The sequence below is a fragment of the Caldimonas thermodepolymerans genome (assembly GCF_015476235.1).
GTDB lineage: Bacteria > Pseudomonadota > Gammaproteobacteria > Burkholderiales > Burkholderiaceae_C > Caldimonas > Caldimonas thermodepolymerans.
The window spans coordinates 1,686,374-1,712,353 of record NZ_CP064338.1 but is presented as its reverse complement, the minus strand read 5'-3'; the positions used below and the strand labels follow the sequence as shown (position 1 = coordinate 1,712,353).

Genomic DNA, 25,980 nt, shown 5'->3' with positions numbered 1-25,980 from the left:
CGGCGCTCAGCCCTGTCCGGCGCCGCGCGGCACGACCAGCACGTCGCAGGCGGACTCGGCCACCACGTGGCGGGTCACGCTGCCCAGCAGCAGGTCCTCCATGAACGACTGCCCATGCTTGCCGATCGCGACCAGGTCGGGGGCGAACTGTTCGACGCGATGCTGCAGCAGCATCGGCACGTCGCCGTGGTCCACCGCGACCGAGATGCGCTGCGCGTCGGTGCCGAGGCCGGCGACCAGCGCGTTCAGGCGCTCCAGCGCGTCCTGCCGCGCGCGCACCCGGTGCTCGATGATGTCGCTGTCGCCGACGCCGGCCAGGCGCAGCTTGCCCTCGTAGCTGGTGTCGAAGACATGGAACACCTCGACCGCCGCCTGCGGCGCCAGCGCGAGCGCGGCCTGCAGCGCCGCCACCGAGTACGGCGAGAAGTCCACCGGCACCAGCACGCGGCGGTAGGCGCGCCCGGCATCCTGCTTGACGACCAGCAGCGGTCGCACCGACTTGCGCAGCAGCCGGTCGGCGGTGGTGCCCACCACCAGGGCGCGCACCGGATGCACCCCCTGGGCCCCCAGCACCAGCAGGTCGGCCTGGGCCGCGGCGTCGCGGGTTTCCTCGAGCGGGTCGCCGGTCACCACGCGGGCCTCCACCTCGATGCCGTGCCGCTCGCGCAGCGCCTGCGCCTGGGCGTCCAGCGCCGCCTGCGCCTGCGTCACGAAGGTCACGCCCACGTCCAGCGTGGGGGTCAGCCACTGGCCGATCGCGTGGAAGCCGCTCGGGTCGACCACATGCAGCAGGCACAGCCGGGCCCGGCGTTCGGCCGCCAACCGGGCCGCCCGCTGCACGGCCCGCTCGGCATGTTCGGAGAAGTCCGTCGCCGCCAGCACGGTCTGCACGGAGGTTTGCATCGTCGCCGCTCCTTCAGGATGTCCTGCGGCCGTGCCGTCCCGCCCGACGGCAGCCGCTCGGGGCTATTGGAACACGGCGCCGCGCCCGGAGGGCCCCTCAGGCCGGCGGGGCCGGCGCAAGCGCGCGCTGCACCTCGTCGCGCAGTGCACGCAGCAGGCCGAGCTCCTGCGCCGGCAGCTGCAGGCTGTCCGGCTCGGCCTTGTCCAGGTAGATCAGCCCCAGCGGCTGGCCCTCGTGCATCAGCGGCAGCAGCAGGAAGGTCGCGCCGTTGACGTGACGGCGGTACCAGGCCGGCAGGCGCGACTCGAAGGCCGGCGCGGCGGCGTCGCGGATCAGCGTGTCGGCTCCCTTGCGGCACAGCGCGCTGAACGCGTCGCGCTCGTCGCGCAGGCTGAAGCGGAACTGCGACTTGAGCGCCTCGGCGTCCGTGCCCCAGGCGTGGCGGGCCGCCAGCGTCTCGCCGTCGGCCTCGCGCAGCGCGATCACGACCCGGCGGCAGCCCAGCGCGCGGTACATCGCGTCGCCGGCCACCAGCAGCAGGGCATGGGTGTCGTACGGCAAGGCGAGCGCCGCGCGCAGCTGCGAGACGGCGCCGGCCAGCGCATCGGCGGGACTCGGGGTGGCCGGTTCGCCGGCCGGCGTCGCGGCCGCCGGTGCGCTCGGCGCGCTCGCGTCGGCGGCCTCCCAGACCTGGCGGCTCGTCAACCCCAGCGCCTTGGCGTAGCGTTCGACCGCGGCGTGGTGCTGCGCGATGCGCTCGCGGCGATCCGGCCGCAGCCGCAGCTCGACCAGCTCGTTGCCCAGGCTGCCCAGCAGGCGGAACCAGTCACCGCGCCGCTCGGGCGGGCGCACGGCACCACCTGGCCGGCGCATCGCGGAGATCAGCACTTCCGGCAGCCCCCAGGTGCGCGCGACGCTGCACCCCAGGTCCTCGAAACTCATCCCGAGCACCGCCAGCGCGGCGTCGGCCTCGCTGCGACCCTTGCTGTGCGTGAGCTGGCGTACCTGGGTCGCCTGCTCCGGCAGGTAGCACTGCACCAGCGTGCGCCCCAGGTTCTGCAGCATCGCGACGATGCAGGACGGTTCCTCCTCGGCCTGCGTCGGGCACAGGCGTGCGGCCAGGCGGCCCGCGCTGCGGCAGCGCAGGTACTCGGCGCGCAGGGCCTCGGCCTGGGCCCGGTCGGGCAGGTCGTCCAGCGTGGGCAGGGCTCCGGCCAGGTCGCGCACCGCCATGAAGCCAAGCAGCGCCACGGCGCGCGAGACGGTGGTGATGGTGCCGCCGCCCACCGAGCTGAAGTAGGCGGCGTTGGTCATGCGCAGCAGCTTGAGCGTGAAGGCCACGTCCTCCAGCACCGCGCGCGCGATCTCGTCCAGGTTGACCTTCTCGGCCGCGACCAGGCGCCGCACGCGCCGCACCACCTCGGTCTGCACCGGCAGGTCCGGGTGCTGTGCGGTGCGGCGCATCAGGCTGTTGAGCGTGAGCGTGGCCCGGCTGTCGGCACTGCCCTCGAGCAGCGCAGGGGTCAGCCACTCCTGCAGCGCATCGCGCAGCTCGGCCGCGCTGGCGAAGCGCTGCGCCGGGTCGCGCGCCAGGCAGCGTCCGAGCAGCGCACGCAGCTGCGCCTCGCCGTGCTCCACGTAGGCGAAGCCGGGCGGCAGGACCAGGTCGTCCTGCAGCATGCGCGCGATCGCGCGCTGCGGGCTGCCGTCGTGCACCGCCGGACGGCCGGTGAGCAGCTCATGGAGCACCAGCCCCACGCCATGCAGGTCCGAGCGCACGTCCGGCGCCGCGCCCTGCAGCACCTCCGGGGCGAGGTACAGGCCGCTGGCGGTCGGCAGGCCGGCCGGGTCCACCGGCGCGTGGCCCAGGGCGAAATCGGTCAGGCGCGGGCGGCCGGTGGCATCGAGCAGCACCGCAGCGGGCTCGATGCGGCCATGGACCACCCCGGCGGCATGGGCGTGGGCCAGCCCGTCGAGCACGCCGATGATGGTCAACACGGCCTGGCGCGGCGCCATGGTCTCGTGCTCGGCGAGCCACTGGGCGAGGTTCACCCCCGGCACGGCCTCCGCGACGAGCACCGGCTGGTCGTCCTCGATACGGGCGTCCAGCACCGGGAGGATGTTGGCATGGCGCAGCGCCAGGACCGGGCCGGCGGCCTGGCGCCAGGCGAGCGGATCGGCCCCGCGAGCGGGCCGGCGACGCAGCTGCAGCAACACCTCGCCGCGCTGCGGGTCGTGGGCGATCCACCAGCTGCTGTCGTGCGTGCGCCAGGCAGCGCGCAGCAGGCGGTAGCGCCCCAGCGTCTGTGCGGAGTTGGAAAGCGTCTCGTCCTCGATGGCCACGTTCAGCTCAGATCTATGCCTGCCCGTCTCGCCGGGGCGCCCGGTGCCCCGCATCGCGCATTGCACCACGCCGGGGCACCAGGGTAAGGCGCGAACAAGCGGTCGGACGGGCAGCAATTCGCACGAACGGCCGCTCTGCCCGCCGTTCTGCACGGCCGCCGGCTCAGGCCGGCAGCTCGATCACCTCCCCGCGCCCGGTCACGAAGGCGGCGCGCACCTGCACCTGCGCATGCGGCTCGCGTCCGGCCAGCGCCTCGCGCACCGCCTCGCGGTAGCGCGCCAGCTGCTCGCGGTAGGCTGCCAGCTCGTGCGGGGCGTGGTCGAGCTTGTAGTCCAGCACCCACCACTGGCAGCCCTCGCCGTCGGCCAGCTGCACCAGCCGGTCCACCCGCAGCACCTGCCCGCCATGGGCGAGCGGCACCTCGTTGCCGGCCCAGCGCAGCCGCTCGCCGGCCAGGAACGGCCGGAACGCATCGCTTGTCAGCACCCGGGCGACCACGTGCTCGGCGTGGGCGCGCTGCGAGTCGTCCAGCCCGAATGCCCGCGCCGCGGCGGCCACGGTCTCGCGCCAGCCGTCGAGCGGGTCGGGCCGCGCCGTCAGCCACTCCAGCGCACGGTGCACGGCCTCGCCCACGCGGGCGGTCGTGGCCGCCTGCGGCACGGACGGCGCCACGGCCTCGGCCGCACGCGGCAGCGCCGGCAGCTCGCACAGCACGAGCGGCGCCGCAGCGCCCGGCCCGGCTGCAGCCGCCGGTGCCGGCTCCGGCTCGCCCTCCCAGCGCACCACGCCCGGCACCTCACCGATGCGCTCCCACCAGGTGCGCTCGGACGGGCGCCGGTGCGGCGCGGTGGCGCTGAAGACCAGCTGCTCGCGCGCGCGGGTCATCGCCACGTACAGCCCGTTGAGCTCCTCGCGGGCACGCGCCTGGCGCTCGTGCTCCAGCACCGCAGCCAGGCTCGGCGGCACGCGCGCCTCGGACGCGATGAAGGCGAAGCAGTCCGGGCAGGCCGCCTCGGCCGGCCAGTCGATCAGCGCGGTGGTCCGCTCGGGGCGGTCGCTGGCGCTGTCGGTGTCCATGATGAAGACCACCGGCGCCTCCAGCCCCTTGGCGCCGTGGACGGTCAGCAGCTGCACCGCCTGCGCGTCGGTGCGCGACTTCACGCTCAGCGGCCGGCGGCGCAGCGCGCGCACCAGCTTGTACGGCGTCGCGTAGCGGCCGCCGTCCAGCTCCAGCGCCAGCGCCAGCAAGGCGTCCAGGTGCGCGAGCGCCGCGCTGCGCAGCTCGGCCGGGACGGCCGCGGCATAACGCGCGCGCAGCTCGCCCTGGGCCACGATGCGGTCGAGCAGGTCGTGCGGCGGCAGGCGCAGCGCGTCCTCGCGCCAGGCGGCCAGCAGCCGGCGCGCACGCTGCAGCGCCGGGCTCAGCGCCTCCTCGGGCAATCCGGCCAGCGCCTGCATCCAGCCGCGGCCTCCCGCGCGCGCCGCCTGCGCCAGCGCGACCAGGTCCGCGTCGCTCGCGCCGAAGATCGGCGAGCGCAGCGCATGGGCCAGCGACAGGTCGTGCTGCGGCGAGACCAGCGCATCCAGCAGCGCCACCACGTCGCGCACCTCCAGCGCGTCCATCAGCACGCTGTCCTCGGGCGTGGCGAACGGCAGGTGCAGCTCGCGCAGCGCCTCGGCCAGCACGCGCAGGCTGGCGCGCTTGCGGCTGAGCACGAAGATGTCGCCCGGCCGGCGGCCCTGCGCGACCAACCGCGCGATGTGGCCGGCCACGCGGCGCGCCTCCTGCAGGCGCAGCAGTACCTCGGGCTCGTGGCGCGGCGTGACGAGGCTGTCGCGCCAGCCGGCCTCGCCCTCCTCCGCCGTCTCCTTGGCCGGGCGCTCCACCCGCTCGATCGCCGCCACCTCGCCCGCATGCGCATGCCCCGGCTCGGTGGTGTGGGCGCGGAACTCGCCGTAGGCGCGCTCGTCCTGCGCCGCGCGGAACACCGCGTTGACCGCCTCGAGCACGCCCGGCGCGTTGCGCCGCGTGTGGTCGCAGGCCAGCACCGCACCGCCGAGCTCGCGCACCAGTTCCTTCGCGGCGTCGAAGACGCGCGGCTCGGCGCGGCGGAAGCGGTAGATGCTCTGCTTCGGGTCGCCGACGATGAAGATGCCGGGCGGCTGCTGGCCGCTCGCGCCACCGCCCGCGCCGGCGTAGGACCCCAGCCAGCTCGACAGCGCCTGCCATTGCAGCGGGTTGGTGTCCTGGAACTCGTCGATCAGCACCTGGCGGATGCGCGCGTCCAGCCGCTCCTGCAGCCAGCCGGCCAGCTGCACGTCCTGCAGCAGCCGCAGCGCGCAGCGCTCCAGGTCGGCCATGTCGGCCAGTCCGCGTGCGCGCTTGACGCGCGCGTACTGCTCGAGCAGCACCTGCGCCAGCCGCACCATGCGCTGGTGCTCCAGGTGCGCCTCGTGCTGCACGACCGCGACCCGGATGTCGCGCAGGAAGGCCACGGCCTCGTCGAGGCCGGGCGCATCGAGGTGCTTGCGCGGCTCGCCGGCCTTGGTGCACAGCGCGGCGAACGCCCCCTCGACGCAGCGCAGGTCGTCGGCCTCCTCCAGCGCCTGTTGCAACAGCGCGGCCTGCTTCTGCGGCGTGGCCTTGCCCTGTCGCCCCAGCGCCTGCGCAACCTCGCGCAGCAGCGAGGCGACCGCCGGCGAGCGCACGCGCTGCGCGGGATGCGAAAGCCCCGCGTACGCCGCATCCAGCGCCGCGGCGGGCGGCACGCTGCGCTCCAGCACGCCGTGCCGCGCGGCCAGCTCGAACTCCACGCGCTTGTCGATCACGTTGAGCAGCCATTGCTGCGCGGTGTGCCGGCCGCGCTGCAGCACCAGCGCCTCGAAGTCGGCGCGCAGCGCCTCGTCGGCCGCGACCGCCGCGAGGAACTGCCGCCAGGCCTGGGGCTTGAGTTCCTCGACGTCCTCGAGCAGCTCGGCCTGCGGCGGCAGGCCCAGCTCGTCCAGCACCTCGAGCGGCGCCGCGCGCATCAGCTGCGAGAACCAGGCGTGGAAGGTGCGGATCTCGACCGCCTGCGGGCTGCACAGCAGGCGCTCGTACAACCCGCCCAGCACCGGCGCCTGGCGGCGCGCCGCCGCCGGGTCCAGGCCGCGCGCCACCAGCTCCTGCACGCGCTGCTCCTCGCTGCAGGCGGCGAACTGCGCCAGCCACTGCATCAGGCGGTGGCGCATCTCGGCCGCGGCCTTCTTCGTGAACGTGATCGCCAGGATCTGCTGCGGCTCCACGCCGTCGAGCAGCGCGCGCAGGATGCGCGAGACCAGCATCCAGGTCTTGCCGGCCCCGGCGCAGGCCTCGACGACCACGCTGCGCGCCGGGTCGCAGGCGATGCGGTAGAACTCCTCGCGCGCCACCAGCGCGCTGTCGACACGGTAGGCGGCCCCGTTCATGCCGATGCGACTCCCGTTGCGAGCGGCTCGTCCGGGCCGCTCCAGTGCCCCTTGCGGCACAGCCCCTGCGCCTCGCAGTACTCGCAGACCGTGCCCTCGCCCAGCGGCGGCAGCGCCGCGCCGCCGGCAATGCGCTCCAGGTCCTGCCGCATGCCCTCGAGCAGCAGCTGCGCGCTGGCAGCCACGTCCTGGTGCTCGGCCTGCCCGACCTCGTTGCCGTCCAGCGCCAGGTACATCGCCCGCAGCGCGCCGCCGTCCGGCGCCTGCCCGGCCAGCTGCAGCAAGGCGGCGTAGAAGGCCAGCTGGGTGTCCTCCAGCGGCTCCTTGACGCGGTTCTTCAGCGTGTCGAGCCGGCTGGTCTTGTAGTCCACCACGAGCGTGGCCTCGCCCTGCCCGTCGCGCACCCGGTCGATGCGGTCCAGCGTGCCCTTCAGGCACACCTGCTCGAAGCCCGGCAGGCGTGCCTGCAACTTCACCTCGCTGGCCTGCACCTGCCCGCCGCCGCGCTCGTGCTCGAACAGCCAGCGCACGTACAGCCGGGCCAGCTCGCGCAGCCGCAGCGCGTACGGCAGGAACGCCGCCTCGTCGAGCTGCTGCGCCGCGCGCTCCTGTGCGCCGATGGCCACCAGGCGCTCCACCTCGCCGGCCTCGTCGAGCGGCGCCTGCCGGTGCAGCTCGTGGAAGCGCTGCAGCACCGCGTGCAGCCAGATGCCGTAGTCGCGCCGCTCGATCTCGTCGTCCAGCTCGTCCGCTTCGGCCAGCCCCAGCATGTACAGCGCGAAGAAGCGGTACGGGCAGTTGCGCAGGGCCTCGTACCCCGTGGCGCTCAGTGCCTCGGGCAAGAGGCCCGGCGCAGTGGGCGCGGTCGGCCCCTGCGGGCTGGGCTGCACCGGCACCCGCAGGCGCGGATCCTCGACGGGCACCTGCAGGTCGGCACGCCGCGAGCGCTCCAGCTGCAGGCGCTCGACCAGCGCGCCGGGATCGAGCGGCTCGCCATCCTGCGACTGCCGCCACAGCAGGCTCACGCGCGGCTGGCGCAGCAGGTGCGCAAAGGCGAGCGCCTGCTGCTGCAGCGACAGCACGCGCGTCGGCAGGCCCAGCGCGGCCCGGTCCCGCTCGGACAGCCACGGCGCGAAAGCCGCCGGCCCGAGGCGCTGCTCGTCGCAGCCGGGCATCACCACCGCCGCGAACGGCCGCAGCATCGCACGCGGCAGGGGCGTGACCACCACCTCGACCTGTGCCGGGGCTTCCGGGGCGTAGGCCCCCGCCTCCAGCAGGCTGTCGACCCAGGCCGCGTAGTCGGCCAGGTCCATGCTGGCTGCGCGCGCCTGCTGCAGGAACCCGGGATCGTCGGCCGCCGCGCCCGGCAGCCGCAGCGCACGCAGCACCTCGGCCCCGGCACCGTCGGCGGCCAGCGCGTCCCACACGCCGCCGGCCTGCAAGGCGCTGCGCAGCCGGTCATTCCAGCTGGCCAGCGACACCCGGCGCGGTTCACCGTGCAAGGGCGCAAGCGCCTCGAGCGCGGCGCGCCACAGCACCCGGCCGCGTTCGGGCAGGGCCGGCTCGTGCACCTCCTGCAGCGCGCTCCACAGGCGGCGCCGCAGCACGGTCTCCAGCGCCGCGAGGCCCTCGGCGCCGTCCTCGGCCAGGCCGGCCGTGAAGCCGGATTTCAGCCAGTCCAGCAGGTCGTCGGTGCCCGCGCGCGGCTGGGCCAGGCGCAGCAGCCCGGCCACGCAGGCACCCGCACGCGTCGTCGACAGGCGCCAGCCGGTCTCGTCGCGCACGGCGATCGCCTGGCGCGCCAGCAGCGCGCGCACGCGCCGCACCAGCACGCGGTCCTGCGCGATCAGCGCCACCGGCGCCTCGCCCGCCGCGAGGTGTCGCAGCACCTGGGCCGCGGCCATCTGCGCCTCGTCCTCGAAGTCCAGGCAAGGCAGCAACTGCGCGTCCGGGGACACGCCCTCGAACAGCGCGTCCCCGGCCGGGTCGGTGTCGATCTCGAGCACCGGCGCCTCGGCCTCGTCCAGCAGCGCGCGCACCAGCGGCTCGGGCCCGCCCGCATGCACCGCGACCCAGCCCTGCGGCCGCAGCGCGAACAGCGCATCGGCCGGCCCGGCCTCGCGCTGCGCGGCCCAGGCCAGGGCCACGCGTGCGAGCGTCAGCTCCATCGCCCCCGGGCCGCCGTGGGCGCCGAGCGCCGCATGAGCACGATCCCACCACTGGGCACGCCGCGCCGGCGCCACCGCATGGGCCACCTGCATGAACTCGTGCGCCATCTCGACCACGCCGTGCACCCAGTGCCGGAACATCGCCGGGTCGCGCTCGCGCATCTCCTTCAGGCCCTGCTTCTGCCCCAGCATGCGCGCCGCGGCGAGCCGGTCGGTGGCGATGTCGCCGCTGGGCCCGTCGGCTGCGGGCGACGCCGCAGGCAGGCGCTCGCGCAGCGTCTGCGTGGTCTCGAAGCGCGGCATCCAGCCGGCCGGGCAGGTGCGCACCCAGGCCTCGCGCGCCAGCGGCAGGTGCTGCGCGAACGGCAGCAACACCAGCAGGTGACGGGGCTCCAGTCGCCGCTCCTCGGCGAAACGCCGCACGCGCTCGGCGATCTGCGGCCAGGGGTCGGCGGTCGGGCGCGGAGCCCAGCGTTCTCGTGCTGACATGCCGTGCGAAGAAAGTGGTTATCCCTGCGATAGGAATGCTTGTGGCCCGGCGCACCGGACGCTGCGGGGCTTTGTGTCAGAATCATTGTGCCTTCTTGTCGTGCACGAGCCGCGACATCCCCGAGGATCCATGACCATGAGCAGCGAGCTGATCAAACACATCTCCGACGCATCCTTCGAAACCGACGTGCTGCAGGCCGACAAGCCGGTGCTGGTCGATTACTGGGCCGAATGGTGCGGCCCCTGCAAGATGATTGCCCCCATCCTGGACGAAGTCGCCAAGGACTACGAGGGCCGCCTGCAGATCGCCAAGATGAACGTGGACGAGAACCGCGACATTCCCGCGAAGTTCGGCATCCGCGGCATCCCGACCCTGATGCTGTTCAAGGGCGGCCAGCTCGCTGCGACCAAGGTCGGCGCGTTGTCCAAGGCCCAGTTGACTGCGTTCCTCGACGGTCATCTATAATCCGCTCCAATGCGTCCGGGGCCCTAGAGCCACAAGCCGAGGCCCCAGTCAGCACAAGTTTCGCCACTGCGCACCTTTCGCAGCGCAGTTTCGGCACCCCCAATTCCAGCGTTCTTCCTGATTCGCAGTTGTCGCGAATGACGCGCAGGTCCTTGCGCCAGCCTCGTGCCAGGCGCAATGCACTGCCGAAATCCATCCAGCCCGGCGCCTCTGGCCACAACACGGGAATCGACAAGGGTATACGCCCATGCACCTCTCTGAACTGAAAGTCCTTCACGTCTCGGAACTCATCAAGATGGCCGAGTCGCTGGAGATCGAGAACACCAGCCGCATGCGCAAGCAGGAGCTGATGTTCGCGATCATGAAACGCCGTGCCAAGCAGGGCGAGCAGATCTTCGGCGATGGTGTGCTCGAGGTGCTGCCGGACGGTTTCGGCTTCCTGCGTTCTCCCGAGACCAGCTACCTCGCGAGCACCGACGACATCTACCTGTCGCCGAGCCAGATCCGCCGCTTCAACCTGCACACCGGCGACGCCATCGAAGGCGAGGTGCGCGTGCCCAAGGACGGCGAGCGTTATTTCGCGCTGGTCAAGGTCGACCGTGTCAACGGCCTGACGCCGGAGGAGAACAAGCACAAGATCATGTTCGAGAACTTGACGCCGCTCTTCCCGAAAGAGCAGTTCAAGCTCGAACGCGAGATCAAGTCCGAAGAGAACATCACCGGCCGCATCATCGACCTGATCGCACCGATCGGCAAAGGCCAGCGCGCGCTGCTGGTGGCCCCGCCCAAGAGCGGCAAGACAGTGATGATGCAGCACCTGGCGCACGCCATCGTCGCCAACCATCCCGAGGTCTACCTGATCGTGCTGCTGGTCGACGAGCGCCCCGAGGAAGTGACCGAGATGCAGCGCACCGTGCGCGGCGAGGTCATCAGCTCCACGTTCGACGAGCCGGCCGCGCGCCACGTGCAGGTCGCCGAGATGGTGATCGAGCGCGCCAAGCGTCTGGTCGAGCTGAAGAAGGACGTGGTGATCCTGCTGGACTCGATCACCCGCCTGGCGCGCGCCTACAACAACGTGCTGCCCTCTTCCGGCAAGGTGCTGACCGGCGGCGTGGACGCCAACGCGCTGCAGCGCCCGAAGCGCTTCTTCGGCGCGGCGCGCAACATCGAGGAAGGCGGCTCGCTGACCATCATCGGCACGGCGCTGGTCGACACCGGCAGCCGCATGGACGAGGTGATCTACGAGGAGTTCAAGGGCACCGGCAACTGCGAGATCCACCTGGACCGCCGCATGGCCGAGAAGCGCGTCTACCCCTCGATCCTGATCAACAAGAGCGGCACGCGCCGCGAGGAGCTGCTGCTCAAGCCCGAGATCCTGCAGAAGACCTGGATCCTGCGCAAGCTGCTCTACCCGATGGACGAGATCGAGGCGATGGAGTTCATCCTGGACAAGATGAAGTCCACGAAGAACAACCAGGAGTTCTTCGAGATGATGCGCCGCGGCGGCTGAGGCGGCCGCACCGCGCATCCGGGGGCGATCCGGCCCCTCGTGTTTCCAGTTCATGGCATAATTGCTGGTTTCCTACGCTTGCGGAAAGTGTCCCGAAGGGTTCGGGATGGCTCCCGGCGACAGACCAGCGATCAAGGCTCATCATGAAAGAAGGCATCCACCCCGAATACCGCGAAGTCTGCTTCGTGGATCAGTCCAACGGCTTCAAGTTCGTGACGCGTTCCTGCGTGAACACGAAGGAAACCATCAAGATGGAAGATGGCCGCGAGCTGCCGCTGTTCAAGCTGGAAACCACCAGCGAGTCGCACCCCTTCTACACCGGCACGCAGAAGAGCGTCGACTCCCTGGGCGGCCGCGTCGAGAAGTTCCGCAACAAGTTCGCCCGCGTGGGCCTCAAGAAGTAATCCGAAGCTCCCGCCATGCAAGGGCAGCCTGGGCAACCGGCTGCCCTTTTTGCTGGGCTCGCGGTTTTTTCCTGCATGATCGTAGGCCTGCAGCATCGGTGAACCCTGCCCCCCGTCCGTGAACCAGCCCACGCCTGCCATCGTCACGCAACGCGCTGCGCAACGGCTGCCGCGCCTTGCGCTGCTGCTGTTCTGCGCCGCCTACGTGATCCCGGGCCTGTTCGGCCGCGACCCCTGGCGCAGCGCCGACCTGACCGCCTTCGGCTTCATGCACAGCCTGGCGCGCGGCGGCGCCGACCTGTGGCACCCGGTGGTCGGCGGCGTGCCCCCGGAAGTCGGCCTGTTCCCCTACTGGCTGGGAGCGGCCTTCATCCACCTGCTGGGCGGCGTGCTCGACCCGGCCGTGGCGGCGCGCGTCCCGTTCGCGCTGCTGCTGGTCGCGGTGCTGATGCTGACCTGGTACACCACTTACCACCTCGCCCGCTCCGAAGCCGCGCAGCCGGTGGCCTTCGCGTTCGGCGGCGAGGCCCATCCCGTCGACTACGCGCGTGCGATCGCCGACGGCGCGCTGCTCGCGCTGGTCGCCACGCTCGGCCTGCTGCAGCTCGGGCACGAGACCACGCCGGAACTGCTGCAGCTGACCGGCGTCGGGCTCTACACCTACGGGCTGGCGGCCAACCAGCACCGCAGCCTGCAGTCGCGCCTGGCCATGCTCGCCGCGCTGCCGCTGATGGCCGGCAGCGGCGCCCCGACCATCGGCCTGGCGCTGGGGGCCGTGGGGCTGCTCACCTGCCTGCGTTCGGAGTTGCCGCAGACGCGCCGCTTCGCGCCCTGGGTCGGCGCGGCACTCCTGCTGGGCGCACTGACCGCCACCGCCTTCGACGCGTGGCAGTGGAAGCTGTCGGCGTCCAGCCCGCGGCAGCTCGTCCGCCTGCTGGTCTGGTTCACCTGGCCGACCTGGCCGCTGGTGGCCTGGACGCTGTGGCGCTGGCGCAGCCACCTGCTCAAGCGCCACATCGCGGTGCCGCTGTCCACCGCCCTGGTCGCGCTGGCCTCGTGCGTGCTGATGAACGGCTCGGACCGCGCCCTGCTGCTCGCCCTGCCCTCGCTCGCGGTGCTGGCCGCGTTCTCGCTGCCGACGCTGCGCCGCGGGGTCGCCTCGGCGATCGACTGGTTCTCGGTGTTCTTCTTCAGCACCTGCGCGCTGGCGCTGTGGGTGATCTACGCCTCGATGCAGGTCGGCGTGCCGGCCAAGCCGCTGATGAACATCCGCAAGCTCGCGCCCGGCTTCGAGCCGCAGTTCTCGCTGCCGGCCCTGCTCGCCGCGCTGCTGGGCACGCTGGCATGGGTGTGGCTGGTGCGCTGGCGCGCCGGGCGCAACCGCGAGGTGCTGTGGCGCAGCCTGGTGCTGCCAGGCAGCGGCGTCGCCCTGTGCTGGCTGCTGCTGATGACGCTGGGATTGCCGGTGCTCGACTACGCACGCAGCGAACGGCCGCTGGTCGAACGCCTGTCGGCGCACCTGCCGCCGGCGGCGTGCGTGGTCGCGCGCGACCTGCCGCGCTACCAGGTCGCGGCGCTGGAGGCTCTGGGCGGCTTCCGCGTCGTCGACGAACGTGCTGCCGGTGCCCAGGCCTGCGACCACCTGCTCGTCCTGGGTGGGCGGACGCGTACCGCGCCGGCCGGCTGGCAGTTCGTCGCCCGCGAGCGCCGGCCCACCGACCGCAACGAGTTCACCTACGTCTACCGCCGCGACCCGGCGCCGCGATGATGACGGCGCCGTGGCGTGGCATCGCCCGTGACGCGGGCGCGATCCTGCTCGGCCAGCTGGCCACCATCGGCTTCGGCGTGGCCGACACCATCATGGCCGGGCGCTACGCCAGCACCGACCTGGCGGCGCTGTCCATCGGCATGGCCGTCTACATCAGCCTGCACGTGGGGCTGGCGGGCATCGTCCAGGCGCTGATCCCCGTGATCGGCCAGCACCACGGGGCGCACGCGCCCGAGCGCATCGGCGAGGCGTTCCGGCAAGGGCTGTGGCTGGCGCTGGGCGTGTCGCTGCCGGGCTGCCTGCTGCTGTGGTGGCCGGATGCGGTGCTGGCGCTGGCGCACAGCACGCCCGAGATGGCGGTCCAGGTGCGCGACTACCTGCACGTGCTCGCCTTCGGCCTGCCGCTGTCGCTGCTGTTCCGCTGCTACGCCGGGCTGAACCAGGGCATCTCCAGGCCGCTACTGGTGACGCTGCTGCAGCTGCTGTCGCTGGTGCTGAAGGTGCCGCTCAACGCCTGGTTCATCTTCGGCGGCGCCGGCCTGCCCGCGCTGGGCGTGGTCGGCTGCGCGCTCGCCACCGTCGTGATCCACGCGGCCTTGCTGCTGTTCGCGCTGGTGATGCTGCGCCTGCACCCGATCTACCGGCCGTTCGCGCTGTGGCGCCGCTGGGAAGGCCCGCGCTGGGCGGCGCAGCGCGAGCTGCTGCGCCTGGGCCTGCCCACCGGCGCGGCCTACTTCTTCGAGGTCACCGCCTTCACGCTGATGGCGGTGTTCATCTCGCATTTCGGCACCGTCGCGCTGGCCGGGCACCAGATCGTGGCCAACCTGGCCAGCGTGATGTACATGCTGCCGCTGTCGATCGCGATCGCCACCGGCGCCCGGGTCGCGCAGCTGCGCGGCGCAGGCGATGCGCGCCTGGCCCGGATCGCCGGCTGGCAGGGCATCGCGCTCGCGGTGGGGCTGGCGGTGGTGCTGGGCCTGCTGCTGTTGCTCGCGCGCCCCCTGCTGCTGGCCGCCTACACCCAGGATGCGGCGGTGCGTGCGGCCGCCTCGGGGCTGTTCCTCTACATCGCGCTGTACCAGGTGTTCGACGCGACGCAGGTCGCCACCGCGTTCGCGCTGCGCTCCTACGGCGTCGCGCTGGTGCCGGCGATCGGCTACGCGGTCGGGCTGTGGGGCATCGGGCTGGCCGGGGGCTACATGCTCGCGTTCGACCTGGGCGGCCGCACGCCTGACTGGCTGCTCGGCGCCAGCGGCTTCTGGTTCGGCAACGCGGCCGCGCTCGCGCTCGTCGCCGGGGCGCTGGTGCTGCTGTACCGCAGCGTGTCGCGGCGCGCCCTTCAGCCCTCGGGCCGCTGAAGCCCGCGCACCCGCCAGGCGGGCAGCACGATGCAGAACCGCGAGCCCTGTCCCGGTTCGCTGTGCACCTGCAGTTCGCCGCCGTGCCGCTGCACCACGTGCTTGACGATGGACAGTCCCAGCCCCGTGCCGCCGCTCTCGCGCGAGCGACTGCCGTCGACACGGTAGAAGCGCTCGGTCAGCCGCGCCAGGTGCTCCTTCGCGATGCCGATGCCCGTGTCCTGGACCAGCAACTCGCCCGCCCCGTCCGGCCGGGCGTGCCACAGGACCTCGACGCGCCCCCCCGGGGGCGTGTAGCGCACCGCATTGCTGACCAGGTTGGCCAGCGCGCTGAGCAGCTCGGTTTCCGAGCCGGCCACCTCGGCCGCACCGGCAGCGCCGACGCGCAGCTCGTGCCGGCCGGCCGAGAGCGTGCGCGCGTCGGTCTCGACCACCTCCAGCAGCCGCGCGACCGGGACCCACTGGTCGTTCGGGGGCGGCGGGCTGCTTTCCAGCTGCGCCAGCGTCAGCAGGTCGCCGACCAGGGTGTCCATGCGGCGTGCCTGCTGCGCCATCAGGTCGAGCACGCGCTGGCGCTCCGCCTCGGCGAGGGGCAGGTCGCGCAGGGTTTCGATGAAGCCGGCCAGCACGGTCAGCGGCGTGCGGATCTCGTGCGAGACGTTGGCGACGAAATCGCGGCGCATCGTCTCGGCACGTTCGCGCTCGGTGATGTCCTGCGACAGCACCAGCTTCATCGCCTCGCCGTAGCCGCGCACCGCGACCGACAGCGTGGCCTTGTCACGTACCTGCGGCAGCACGATCGCATGGTCGAAATCGCCGGCCTGCAGGTGTTCGACGAAGGCGGGCATGCGCACCAGGTTCGTGATCCGCTGGCGCAGGTCGCGCTGCGGGTCGAGCCCGAAGTGCTCGGCCGCCATGTGGTTGCACCAGACGATCTGGTCGTCGGCGTCGAGCAGCATCACCCCGTTGGGCGAGGCCTCGATCGCCGACAGGAACTGCGCCAGCCGGTCCCGCTCGTGCGCAGTGGCGCGCTCGCGCAGCCGGATCGCGCGTTCGATGCGGTAGCCGAGCTCGCCCCACAGGCCGCCGTCGCGCGGTGCCGGCCCCTGCTGCTCGCCGCGCAACCAGTGGACCAGGCGCTGGCCGAGCAGCGCGTCAAAGCCGGCCGCCAGCGCCACGCCCAGGCCCGCACCCAGCAGGCTTGCCCACGGCGGCGCGCCGAAGCGCTGCGACAGCCAGTGGGCCGCGGCCGCGCCGGCCAGCATGCAGGCCAGCACGGCAGCGACGCGTCGCAGCATCCAGCCCATCGGCTCAGCCGGCCGCACTCGGGCGTGGCTGCGTGAGCCGGTAGCCCGCGCCGCGCACCGTCTCGATCATCGCCGCACAGTGCACGGGCGCCAGCGCCTCGCGCAGGCGCTTGACGTGCACGTCCACCGTGCGCTCCTCGATGAACACATGGTCGCCCCAGACGCGGTCGAGCAGCTGCACCCGGCTGTGCACCCGCTCCGGGTGGGTCATGAGGAAGTGCAGCAGGCGGAACTCGGTCGGCCCAAGCTTCACCTCCTGGTCGCCATGCGAGACCCGGCGCGTGGACGGGTCCAGGCGCAGCGCGCCGACCTGTACCGGCGCATCCAACGCCTCGGGCGCCTTGCGCCGCAGCACCGCGCGGATACGCGCCATCAGCTCGTTGGTGGAAAACGGCTTGGTGACGTAGTCGTCCGCACCGGCATCCAGCCCGGCCACCTTGTCCGGCTCCTCGCCGCGCGCGGTCAGCATGATGATGGGCAGCTCCCGCGTGCGTGCCTGTGCACGCCAGCGCTGCGCCAGCGACAGGCCGCTGTGGCCCGGCAGCATCCAGTCCAGCAGCACCAGGTCGGGCAGCACCCGGTCGACCTCCGCAGCCGCACTGGCCGCATCCGCGACCACCGTGACCTCGTGGCCGGCATGGCGCAGATGGATCGCGATCAGCTCGGCGATCGCGCTTTCGTCCTCGACCACCAGCACCCGGCTCATGACGGCGTCCTTGCGTCGTTCATCCTTCCCGCACCCTGCTTCATCGGATGGCGGACTCGACGCTTTCCATCGGGATGTGGCGCACGTCGGTCCCCTTGACGATGTAGATGATCTGCTCGGCCACGTTCTTGGCATGGTCACCGACGCGCTCGATGGCCTTGGCGACGAACACCAGGTCGATGCTGGCCGAGATCGTGCGCGGGTCCTCCATCATGTAGGTGATCAGCTTGCGCATCAGGCCGTCGAACTCCTGGTCGATCTGGTCGTCCTCCTTGAGCACCGCCAGCGCCGTATCGACATCCAGCCGGGCGAAGGCGTCGAGCGCCTTGCGCAGCTGCGCGGTCGCGAGGCTCGCCTCGAACGACACGTCGGAGACCGGCAGGCGCACGCGGCCGAACACGCCGGTGTCGACCAGGCGCCGCACGGTGCGTGCGATGCGGGTGGCCTCGTCGCCGACGCGCTCCAGGTTGCCGATGGTCTTGGAGATCGCGATCAGCAGGCGCAGGTCGCGCGCGGTGGGCTGTCGCCGCACGATGATGGTCGAGAGGTCCCGGTCGATCTCGACTTCCATCTGGTTGACGCGCTCCTCGGTCGCGATCACCTCGGCTGCCAGGTCGCTGCTGAAACGGGTCAGCGCCTGGATGGACTGCGCCACCTGGGACTCGACCAGCCCGCCCATCTCGAGCACCCGGGTGGAGATGCCGCTCAGCTCGGCATCGAACTGCGTGGACAGATGCTTGTCGCTCATGACGTGCTCCGTGGCCTGCACCGGCTCAGCCGAAGCGGCCGGTGATGTAGTCTTCGGTGTCCTTCTTCTTCGGCTGCATGAACAGCTCGTCGGTCGGGCCGAACTCGATCAGGTCGCCCAGGTACATGTAGGCGGTGTAGTCCGAGCAGCGCGCCGCCTGCTGCATGTTGTGGGTCACGATCACCACGGTGTAGTCGTTCTTCAGCTCGTGGATCAGCTCCTCGATGCGGGCGGTCGAGATCGGATCCAGCGCCGAACACGGCTCGTCGAGCAGCAGCACGTCGGGCCGGATGGCGATGCCGCGCGCGATGCACAGGCGCTGCTGCTGGCCGCCGGACAGGCTGGCGCCGCTTTGCGAGAGCTTGTCCTTGACCTCGTCCCACAGCGCCGCCTTGCGCAGCGCCCATTCGACCCGCTCGTCCATCTCCACCCGCGGCAGGTTCTCGAACAGCCGTACGCCGAAGGCGACGTTGTCGTAGATCGACATCGGGAACGGCGTGGGCTTCTGGAACACCATGCCGACCTTGGCGCGCAGCAGCGCCACCGGCAGGCGCGAGTGCAGGATGTTCTCGCCGTCGAGCAGGATCTCGCCTTCGGCCCGCTGGTCGGGGTACAGCTCGTACATGCGGTTGAACGTGCGCAGCAGCGTGGACTTGCCACAGCCCGAGGGGCCGATGAAGGCCGTCACCTTGCGCTCCGGGATGTCGAGGCTGATGTTCTTCAGCGCATGGAAGCTGCCGTAGTAGAAGTTCAGGTTGCGCACCGAGAGCTTGGGCTTCTCGGTCACCGGCAGTTCGACTCTTGCGTCCATTCTCTTGCTTCCGGTTCAGTCGCGGTTGCGCAGCAGCACGCGCGCGACGATGTTGAGCACCAGCACCCCCAGCGTGATGAGGAACACCCCGGCCCAGGCCAGCTGCTGCCAGTTCTCGTAAGGGCTCATCGCGAACTTGAAGATCGTCACCGGCAGGCTGGCCATCGGCTCGCCGAGGTCCGAGGTCCAGAACTGGTTCGACAGGGCCGTGAACAGCAGCGGTGCGGTCTCGCCGGAAATGCGCGCCAGCGCCAGCAGCACGCCGGTCACCACGCCGGCACGCGCGGCGCGCAGCGTGACCGAGGCAACCACCTTCCATTCCGGGGCGCCCAGCGCGTAGGCCGCCTCGCGCAGCGCGTTCGGGATCAGTGCCAGCATGTTCTCGGTGGTGCGGATCACCACCGGGATGACGATCAGCGCAAGCGCCAGCACGCCGGCCCAGCCGGAGAAGCCTCGCAGCGGGGCCACCACCACGGCGTAGATGAACAGGCCGATCACGATGGACGGCGCCGACAGCAGGATGTCGTTGATGAAGCGCACTGCACTGCCCAGCCAGCCGCGCTGGCCGTACTCGGCCAGGTAGATGCCCGCGAAGATGCCTACCGGCGTGCCGATCAGCGTGGCCAGCGTCACCATCAGCAGCGAGCCCCAGATCGCGTTGGCCAGCCCCCCGTCCTCCTGCAGGGGTGGCGGCGTCATCTCGGTGAACAGCGACAAAGCCATGCCGCCCAGGCCCTGGCGCAGCGTCTCGAACAAGATCCACAGCAGCCAGAACACGCCGAAGGCCATTGCCAGCAGCGACAACGCCAGTGCCACGTCGTTGACCCGTTGCCGGCGGCGCAGGCTCGCCAGGCGGGACGCATCGCGCGCGTCGAACTTCATGCCCGGGTTCCTTCACGGCGCTTGAGGCGCAGCAGCAACAGCTTGGACAAGGCCAGCACGACGAAGGTGATGAAGAACAGCACCAGCCCCAGGTAGATCAGCGAAGCCTGGTGCAACCCCTCAGCCGCCTCGGCGAACTCGTTGGCCAGCGCCGAGGTGATGCTGTTGGCCGGTTCGAACAGCGACAACGAGCCGAGCTGGTTCATGTTGCCGATGATGAACGTGACCGCCATCGTCTCGCCCAGCGCCCGCCCCAGGCCCAGCATGATCCCGCCGATCACGCCCGCCTTGGTATATGGCAGCACCACCTTCCAGACCACTTCCCAGGTGGTCGCGCCCAGGCCGTAGGCCGATTCCTTCAGCATGGCCGGCGTGACCTCAAACACGTCGCGCATCACCGAGGCGATGAACGGGATGATCATGATCGCCAGCACCATCCCGGCAGCCAGGATGCCGATGCCCACCGGCGGTCCCGAGAACAGCGCGCCCAGGACGGGCACCTCACCGAACGCCGCCTGCAGCGGCTGCTGCACCCAGGTCGACAGCACCGGCCCGAACACCAGCAGGCCCCACATGCCATAGACGATGGACGGCACCGCCGCCAGCAACTCGACCGCGATGCCCAGCGGCCGCCGCAGCCAGCGCGGCGAGAGTTCGGTCAGGAACAGCGCAATGCCGAAGCTCACCGGCACCGCGATCAGCAACGCGATGAACGAGGTCATCAGCGTGCCGTAGATCATCACCAGGCCGCCGTAGCGGTCCTGCACCGGATCCCAGTCCGCGCTCCACAGGAAGCGCAGCCCGAACGCCTCGATGGCCGGCGCGGCCCCCACGGCCAGCGCCGCGATGATGCCGGCGAGCAGGGCCAGCGTCAGCAGCGCGGCGCCATGCGCCAGCGCCGCGAACACGCGGTCGCCCCAGGGGGACAGCGTCCTCGCGCCCGGCGGCTCCCCGAGGGAGCTGGTCGTCTCGTCCATGTGTCGAGGCTTGAATTCGGATGCAGGGAGTGTAGCGACCGCCATGCCGTCGTCGTTCATGCAGGTTCGGGGCGACGTGCCCGTCGCCCCCTTCGTGTGGTGCTTGCGGCCGGGACGGTGCGGGTCACTGCGCCAGGACCGGCGAGCCGGCCGTGTCGGTCAGCGTGCTCCATTGCTTGCGCACCAGCGCCTTGACGCTTTCCGGCAGCGGCACGTACTCCAGTTCCGAGGCCATTGCATCCCCCTGGCGGTAGGCCCAGTCGAAGAACTTCAGCACCTGCGCACTCTGCTGCGGCCGGTCGGAGGCCCGGTGCATCAGGATGAAGGTGGCGCCGGTGATCGGCCAGGCGTCCTTGCCGGGCTGGTCGGTCAGCACCTGGTAGAAGCTTTCCTCCCAGCGCGCCCCGGCCGCCGCGGCCTTGAAGCTGGCCTCCTCGGGCGCGACGAACTGCCCGTCCCGGTTGCGCAGCTGCACGTGCGACATCCGGTTCTGCCGGGCATAGGCGTACTCGACGTAGCCGATCGAGTTCGGCAGGCGCTGCACGAAGGCCGACACGCCCTCGTTGCCCTTGCCACCGGCGCCGGTCGGCCAGTTCACCGCCGTCCCCTCGCCCACCTGGGCCTGCCACTGCGGATTCACCTTGGACAGGTAGTTGGTGAACAGGAAGGTGGTACCGGAACCGTCGGCCCGGCGCACCACCGCGATCCGGGCGTCCGGCAGCGGCACGCCAGGGTTCAGCGCCACGATCGCCGGGTCGTTCCAGCGGGTGACCTTGCCGAGGTAGATGTCACCCAGCAGCGCACCGGTCAGCTTGAGCTGCCCGGGCGCGACGCCCTGGAGGTTGACCACCGGCACCACGCCGCCGATCACGGTCGGGAACTGCACCAGCCCGTCGCGGGCCAGCTCTTCGTCCTTCAGCGGTGCGTCGGAGGCTCCGAAGTCCACGGTCTTTGCCTTGATCTGGCGCAGACCGGCACCGGAGCCGACCGACTGGTAGTTGATGCGCACGCCGGTGGCCTTGTGGTAGGCATCAGCCCATTTCGCGTACACCGGCGCCGGGAAGGACGCGCCGGCACCAGTGACGTTCTGGGCCGAAGCCATGCCGGCCGCACCGGCCAGCGCGCAGGCGGCAAGCGCCCATCGGATCGGGGAAAGCTTCATGCGAAACACCTTTTCAGCTGCGGGTCATGAGGAAACACCTCGACTGCCGCGAACTGTAGGTGCCGCATGTGACACCATCGTGACACCGCCAGCCGGGGCGCCACAAGGCACAGGGGCCCCGCCGCCCGGCGGCGGGGAACGCCCGCGCGGGCCGGTGGCCGTCAGCCGGCGCGCACCGCGTCGGCCAGACGGTTCGCGCAGCGCTGCGCCAGCGCCGCATCTTCCGCCTCGACCATCACGCGCAGCAGCGGCTCGGTGCCGGACGGGCGGATCAGCACGCGGCCGCGCGCGCCGAGCTCGGCCAGCACCGCCTCCTGCTCGCCGGCCAGGCGGGTGTTGGACTTCCAGTCCTGCCCCGGCTGCAGGCGCACGTTGACCAGCGTCTGCGGGAACAGCGTGACCCCCTCCAGCAGCTGCGCCAGCGAGCGTCCCGAGCGGATCACCGCCTGCAGCACCTGCAGCGCGCTGATGATGCCGTCGCCGGTGGTGTGCTTGTCCAGCGCCAGCAGGTGACCCGAGCCCTCCCCGCCCAGCTGCCAGCCGCGCGCGACCAGCTCCTCGAGCACGTAGCGGTCGCCCACCTTGGCACGCACGAAACTCACCCCGCGGCGCTGCAACGCCAGCTCCACCGCCATGTTGGTCATCAGCGTGCCGACCGCCCCGGGCACGCCCTGCCCGCTGGACAGGCGGTCGCTGACCATCACGTAGAGCAGCTCGTCGCCGTTGTACAGGCGGCCGTCGCGGTCGACCAGCTGCAGGCGGTCGGCGTCGCCGTCCAGCGCGATGCCGTAGTCGGCGCCGTGCGCCTTGACCGCCTCGACCAGTGCCTGCGGAGCGGTGGCACCGCAACGCTCGTTGATGTTGAGGCCGTCCGGGTTGCAGCCGATGGTCATGACGTCGGCGCCCAGCTCATGGAACACCAGCGGCGCGACCTGGTAGGCGGCACCGTGGGCCGCGTCGACCACCACCTTGAGCCCCTTGAGCGACAGCTCGTTGCCGAAGGTGCTCTTGCAGAACTCGACGTAACGCCCCTGGGCATCGTCCAGGCGGCGCGCCTTGCCGAGGCGGGCGGAGTCCACCCACTGCGGGGCCTCCGCCAGCGCGGCCTCGACGCGCTCTTCCCATTCGTCGGGCAGCTTCTCCCCGCGCGCGGAAAAGAACTTGATGCCGTTGTCCGGGTACGGATTGTGCGAGGCGCTGATCACCACGCCCAGGTCCAGGCGCAGGGCCCGGGTCAGGTAGGCCACGCCCGGGGTCGGCAGCGGGCCGCTGAGCAGCACGTCCACCCCGGCCGACGAGAAACCGGCTTCCAGCGCCGACTCCAGCATGTAGCCGGAGATGCGTGTGTCCTTGCCGATCAGCACCGTGGCGCGCGACTGGTCCTGCAGCAGCACCCGCCCGACCGCATGGCCGAGCCGCAACACGAAATCCGGCGTGATGGGGGCCAGGCCGACGGTGCCGCGGATGCCGTCGGTCCCGAAATACTTCCTGCTCATCGGATCCCTTCGTGTGCTCGATAGATACGTCGCGGCCGGTATTTTCACCGCTTCAGATGCCCGGCAGGCCGGCGCGACGCCACACTTTCAGGGCATCGACAGTCGCCGCGACATCGTGTACACGCACGACGCGCGCACCGTGCAGGACGGCCGCCAGCGCGGCGGCCACGCTCGCGGCCAGGCGCTCCTGCACCGGCCGGCCGGTCACGGCCCCCAGCGAGGACTTGCGCGACCAGCCGGCCAGCAGCGGGTAGCCCAGCGCCAGCAGCTCGGCCTGGCGGGCGAGCAGCTCGAAGTTGTGGTCCACGGTCTTGCCGAAGCCGAAGCCCGGGTCCAGCACGATGCGCTCGGCCGCCACGCCGGCAGCCCGGACCGCCTCGGCCCGCTCGCGCAACTCGGCGGCGACCTCGCCCACCACGTCCCCGTAGCGCGGGTCAAGCTGCATGGACTTGGGCTCGCCGCGCATGTGCATCAGGCACACGCCGCAGGCGGGGTGCGCCGCCACCGCCTCCACCGCCCCCGGCGCGCGCAGCGCGTTGATGTCATTGACGATGTCGGCCCCCAGGTCGAGCACGGCGCGCATGACCTCGGGCTTGTAGGTGTCCACCGAGACCGGCACGCCCAGCCTCACCGCCTCCTTCACCAGCGGCACCACCCGGGCCAGTTCCTCGTCCAGCGGCAGCGGGTCGGCCCCCGGCCGGCTGGATTCGCCGCCGATGTCCAGGATGTCGGCGCCTTCCTGCAGCAACTGCTCGCAATGGGCCAGGGCCGAGCGCAGGTCGGCATGCTGCCCGCCGTCGGAAAACGAATCGGGGGTGGCGTTGACGATTCCCATCACCTGCGGGCGGGACAGGTCGATGCGGAAGCGGCTGGTCTGCCAGCAAGGGTTCATCGGCACTCCTGGTGGTCTGGTCGGGTCGGAACGGAAAACGCGGGGGACAGAAACGAAAACGGGGCCGAAGCCCCGTCGTCGGATGCCTGCGGCGCTCAGGCCGTGGCCGGCGCACCGTCGGTGTTGACCGAGGGCGCGTTGCCGTCGCCGCCCGGCTTGCCGTCGTTGGGCGTCCAGTCCTTGGGCGGACGCGGCGGCCGGCCGGCCATGATGTCGTCGATCTGCTCGGCGTCGATGGTCTCCCACTCGAGCAGCGCCTTGGCCATCGCGTGCATCTTGTCCTTGTTGTCCTCGATCAGCTTGCGCGCCACCGCGTACTGCTGGTCGATGATCTTGCGGATCTCCTTGTCGACCTTCTGCATGGTCTCTTCCGAGACATTCACCTGCTTGGTGATCGAGCGGCCCAGGAACACCTCGCCCTCGTTCTCGGCGTAGACCATCGGGCCCAGCTCGTCGGTCATGCCGTAGCGGGTGACCATGTCGCGGGCGATCTGCGTCGCGCGCTCGAAGTCGTTGCTCGCGCCGGTGGTCATCTGGTTCATGAACACCTCTTCCGCGATGCGGCCACCGAACAGCACCGAGATGGTGTTGAGCATGCGCTCCTTGTCCATGCTGTAGCGGTCGCCCTCGGGCAGCTGCATCGTCACGCCCAGCGCCCGGCCGCGCGGGATGATGGTCACCTTGTGCACCGGGTCGGTCTTGGGCAGCAGCTTGGCCACCAGCGCGTGCCCGGCCTCGTGGTAGGCGGTGTTGCGGCGCTCCTCCTCGGGCATGATCATGGACTTGCGTTCCGGGCCCATCAGGATCTTGTCCTTGGCCTTCTCGAAGTCCTGCATCTCGACCACGCGGGCATTGCGGCGCGCGGCGAACAGCGCCGCCTCGTTGACCAGGTTGGCCAGGTCGGCGCCCGAGAAGCCCGGCGTGCCGCGTGCCAGGATGTCCGGCCGCACGTCGGTGCCGATCGGCACCTTGCGCATGTGCACGTTCAGGATCTGCTCGCGGCCGCGCACGTCAGGCAGCGTGACGTAGACCTGCCGGTCGAAGCGGCCCGGGCGCAGCAGCGCCGGGTCCAGGATGTCCGGACGGTTGGTCGCGGCGATCACGATCACGCCCAGGTTGGTCTCGAAGCCGTCCATCTCGACCAGCATCTGGTTCAGCGTCTGTTCGCGCTCGTCGTTGCCGCCGCCCAGGCCGGCGCCACGATGGCGGCCCACCGCGTCGATCTCGTCGATGAAGATGATGCAGGGCGCGTTCTTCTTGGCCTGCTCGAACATGTCGCGCACGCGCGCCGCGCCGACGCCGACGAACATCTCGACGAAGTCGGAACCGGAGATCGAGAAGAACGGCACCTTGGCCTCGCCGGCAATCGCCTTGGCCAGCAGCGTCTTGCCGGTGCCCGGCGGGCCGACCATCAGCACGCCGCGCGGGATGCGCCCGCCCAGCTTCTGGAACTTCTGCGGGTCCTTCAGGAAGTCGACCAGCTCGCGCACCTCCTCCTTGGCCTCGTCGCAGCCGGCCACGTCGGCGAAGGTGATGGAGTTGTTGCTCTCGTCGAGCATGCGGGCACGGCTCTTGCCGAAGCTGAACGCCCCGCCCTTGCCGCCGCCCTGCATCTGCCGCATGAAGTAGATCCACACGCCGATGAGCAGCAGCATCGGCCCCCAGCTGATGAGGATGCTCATCAGCAGCGAGGGCTCCTCGCGCGGCTTGACGTCGAACTTGACGTTGTGGTTGATCAGGTCGCCGACCAGGCCCCGGTCGAAATGGGTGGCCGTGGTGCGGATGCGCCGGTCGTCATTGGTGAGCGCAACGATCTCGGCCCCGCCGGGGCCTTCCTGCAGGGTGACCTGCTTGATGCGGCCGTTGCGCACCTCTTCCAGGAAATCGGAGTAACCGATCTGGCCGGCAGTCGCGACACCCCGGTCGAACTGCTTGAAAACGGTGAACAGCACCAACGCGATCACCAGCCAAACGGCCACTTTCGAGAACCATTGATTGTTCACCGCGGTTCCTTCTCCGAACTCTGAATCCAATAAACCAGCGTCAGCCGCCTAGATTGGGACGATTCTAGACCACTCAAGACAAGGCCCCGCCCGACGTTTCCCACGCTTGCGACAAGTCTTTGCCGCCGGTCGGCAGCC

Annotated in this window: 19 protein-coding genes; 5 read left to right on the top strand and 14 right to left on the bottom strand. The window is 71.2% G+C overall.

Features of this window, described 5'->3' with window-relative positions; genetic code table 11:
• Window positions 1-6: 6 nt before the first annotated feature.
• From IS481_RS08020 to IS481_RS08005, 4 genes are all read right to left on the bottom strand, one after another.
• The gene (locus tag IS481_RS08020) at window positions 7-903 is read right to left on the bottom strand and encodes a universal stress protein (protein ID WP_104356546.1); all 897 of its coding nucleotides are present in this window, start codon (window positions 901-903) and stop codon (window positions 7-9) included.
• 97 nt (window positions 904-1,000) lie between these two features.
• The gene (locus tag IS481_RS08015; protein WP_170067443.1) at window positions 1,001-3,247 is read right to left on the bottom strand and encodes a serine/threonine protein kinase; all 2,247 of its coding nucleotides are present in this window, start codon (window positions 3,245-3,247) and stop codon (window positions 1,001-1,003) included.
• Window positions 3,248-3,410: 163 nt separating this feature from the next.
• Complete coding sequence (locus IS481_RS08010) at window positions 3,411-6,695, bottom strand: UvrD-helicase domain-containing protein (RefSeq protein WP_104356544.1); 3,285 nt, start codon at window positions 6,693-6,695, stop codon at window positions 3,411-3,413.
• On the bottom strand, window positions 6,692-9,352 hold the full coding sequence (locus IS481_RS08005; protein WP_104356543.1) for a PD-(D/E)XK nuclease family protein: 2,661 nt from the start codon (window positions 9,350-9,352) through the stop codon (window positions 6,692-6,694). The genes IS481_RS08010 and IS481_RS08005 overlap by 4 nt, the downstream gene beginning before the upstream one ends.
• A gap of 136 nt (window positions 9,353-9,488) precedes the next feature.
• Between IS481_RS08005 and trxA the strand changes: the two genes are divergently transcribed.
• The 5 genes from trxA to IS481_RS07980 all read left to right on the top strand — a co-directional run bounded on the left by trxA (window position 9,489) and on the right by IS481_RS07980 (window position 14,858).
• Window positions 9,489-9,818 carry a thioredoxin TrxA gene (trxA, locus tag IS481_RS08000; protein ID WP_104356638.1) on the top strand — a complete coding sequence of 110 codons (330 nt, stop codon included), beginning with the start codon at window positions 9,489-9,491 and terminating at the stop codon, window positions 9,816-9,818.
• A 247-nt stretch (window positions 9,819-10,065) separates the two neighbouring features.
• Window positions 10,066-11,328, top strand: a complete 1,263-nt coding sequence (gene rho / locus IS481_RS07995) for a transcription termination factor Rho (RefSeq protein ID WP_104356542.1) — start codon at window positions 10,066-10,068, stop codon at window positions 11,326-11,328.
• Between the two features lie 143 nt (window positions 11,329-11,471).
• Window positions 11,472-11,732 (top strand): type B 50S ribosomal protein L31, encoded by a 261-nt coding sequence (locus tag IS481_RS07990; RefSeq protein WP_104356541.1) that lies wholly within the window; start codon window positions 11,472-11,474, stop codon window positions 11,730-11,732.
• A 118-nt stretch (window positions 11,733-11,850) separates the two neighbouring features.
• A complete protein-coding gene (locus IS481_RS07985; protein ID WP_104356540.1) occupies window positions 11,851-13,500 on the top strand; it encodes a hypothetical protein in 1,650 nt (549 codons plus the stop codon).
• Complete coding sequence (locus IS481_RS07980; RefSeq protein ID WP_165908602.1) at window positions 13,497-14,858, top strand: MATE family efflux transporter; 1,362 nt, start codon at window positions 13,497-13,499, stop codon at window positions 14,856-14,858. Before IS481_RS07985 ends, IS481_RS07980 begins: the two co-directional genes overlap by 4 nt.
• Here IS481_RS07980 and phoR read toward each other — a convergent pair.
• The 10 genes from phoR to ftsH all read right to left on the bottom strand — a co-directional run bounded on the left by phoR (window position 14,840) and on the right by ftsH (window position 25,842).
• Window positions 14,840-16,156 (bottom strand): phosphate regulon sensor histidine kinase PhoR, encoded by a 1,317-nt coding sequence (gene phoR, locus IS481_RS07975; protein WP_232529504.1) that lies wholly within the window; start codon window positions 16,154-16,156, stop codon window positions 14,840-14,842. The genes IS481_RS07980 and phoR overlap by 19 nt on opposite strands.
• 13 nt (window positions 16,157-16,169) lie before the next feature.
• Complete coding sequence (gene phoB / locus IS481_RS07970) at window positions 16,170-16,871, bottom strand: phosphate regulon transcriptional regulator PhoB (protein WP_104356537.1); 702 nt, start codon at window positions 16,869-16,871, stop codon at window positions 16,170-16,172.
• Between the two features lie 40 nt (window positions 16,872-16,911).
• A complete protein-coding gene (phoU, locus tag IS481_RS07965) occupies window positions 16,912-17,619 on the bottom strand; it encodes a phosphate signaling complex protein PhoU (protein WP_104356536.1) in 708 nt (235 codons plus the stop codon).
• 25 nt (window positions 17,620-17,644) lie between these two features.
• A complete protein-coding gene (gene pstB, locus IS481_RS07960) occupies window positions 17,645-18,430 on the bottom strand; it encodes a phosphate ABC transporter ATP-binding protein PstB (protein WP_104356535.1) in 786 nt (261 codons plus the stop codon).
• Between the two features lie 15 nt (window positions 18,431-18,445).
• Window positions 18,446-19,312 (bottom strand): phosphate ABC transporter permease PstA, encoded by an 867-nt coding sequence (gene pstA / locus IS481_RS07955; protein WP_104356534.1) that lies wholly within the window; start codon window positions 19,310-19,312, stop codon window positions 18,446-18,448.
• Window positions 19,309-20,289 carry a phosphate ABC transporter permease PstC gene (pstC, locus tag IS481_RS07950; protein WP_104356533.1) on the bottom strand — a complete coding sequence of 327 codons (981 nt, stop codon included), beginning with the start codon at window positions 20,287-20,289 and terminating at the stop codon, window positions 19,309-19,311. The genes pstA and pstC overlap by 4 nt, the downstream gene beginning before the upstream one ends.
• A 124-nt stretch (window positions 20,290-20,413) precedes the next feature.
• Window positions 20,414-21,451, bottom strand: coding sequence for a phosphate ABC transporter substrate-binding protein PstS (gene pstS / locus IS481_RS07945; RefSeq protein WP_104356532.1), 1,038 nt, complete (start codon window positions 21,449-21,451; stop codon window positions 20,414-20,416).
• 161 nt (window positions 21,452-21,612) lie between these two features.
• Window positions 21,613-22,947: a phosphoglucosamine mutase gene (glmM, locus tag IS481_RS07940; protein WP_104356531.1), complete on the bottom strand. Its 1,335-nt coding sequence runs from the start codon at window positions 22,945-22,947 to the stop codon at window positions 21,613-21,615.
• A 52-nt stretch (window positions 22,948-22,999) separates the two neighbouring features.
• On the bottom strand, window positions 23,000-23,839 hold the full coding sequence (folP, locus tag IS481_RS07935) for a dihydropteroate synthase (protein ID WP_104356530.1): 840 nt from the start codon (window positions 23,837-23,839) through the stop codon (window positions 23,000-23,002).
• Between the two features lie 95 nt (window positions 23,840-23,934).
• Window positions 23,935-25,842, bottom strand: a complete 1,908-nt coding sequence (ftsH, locus tag IS481_RS07930) for an ATP-dependent zinc metalloprotease FtsH (protein WP_104356529.1) — start codon at window positions 25,840-25,842, stop codon at window positions 23,935-23,937.
• Between the last annotated feature and the right edge of the window lie 138 nt (window positions 25,843-25,980).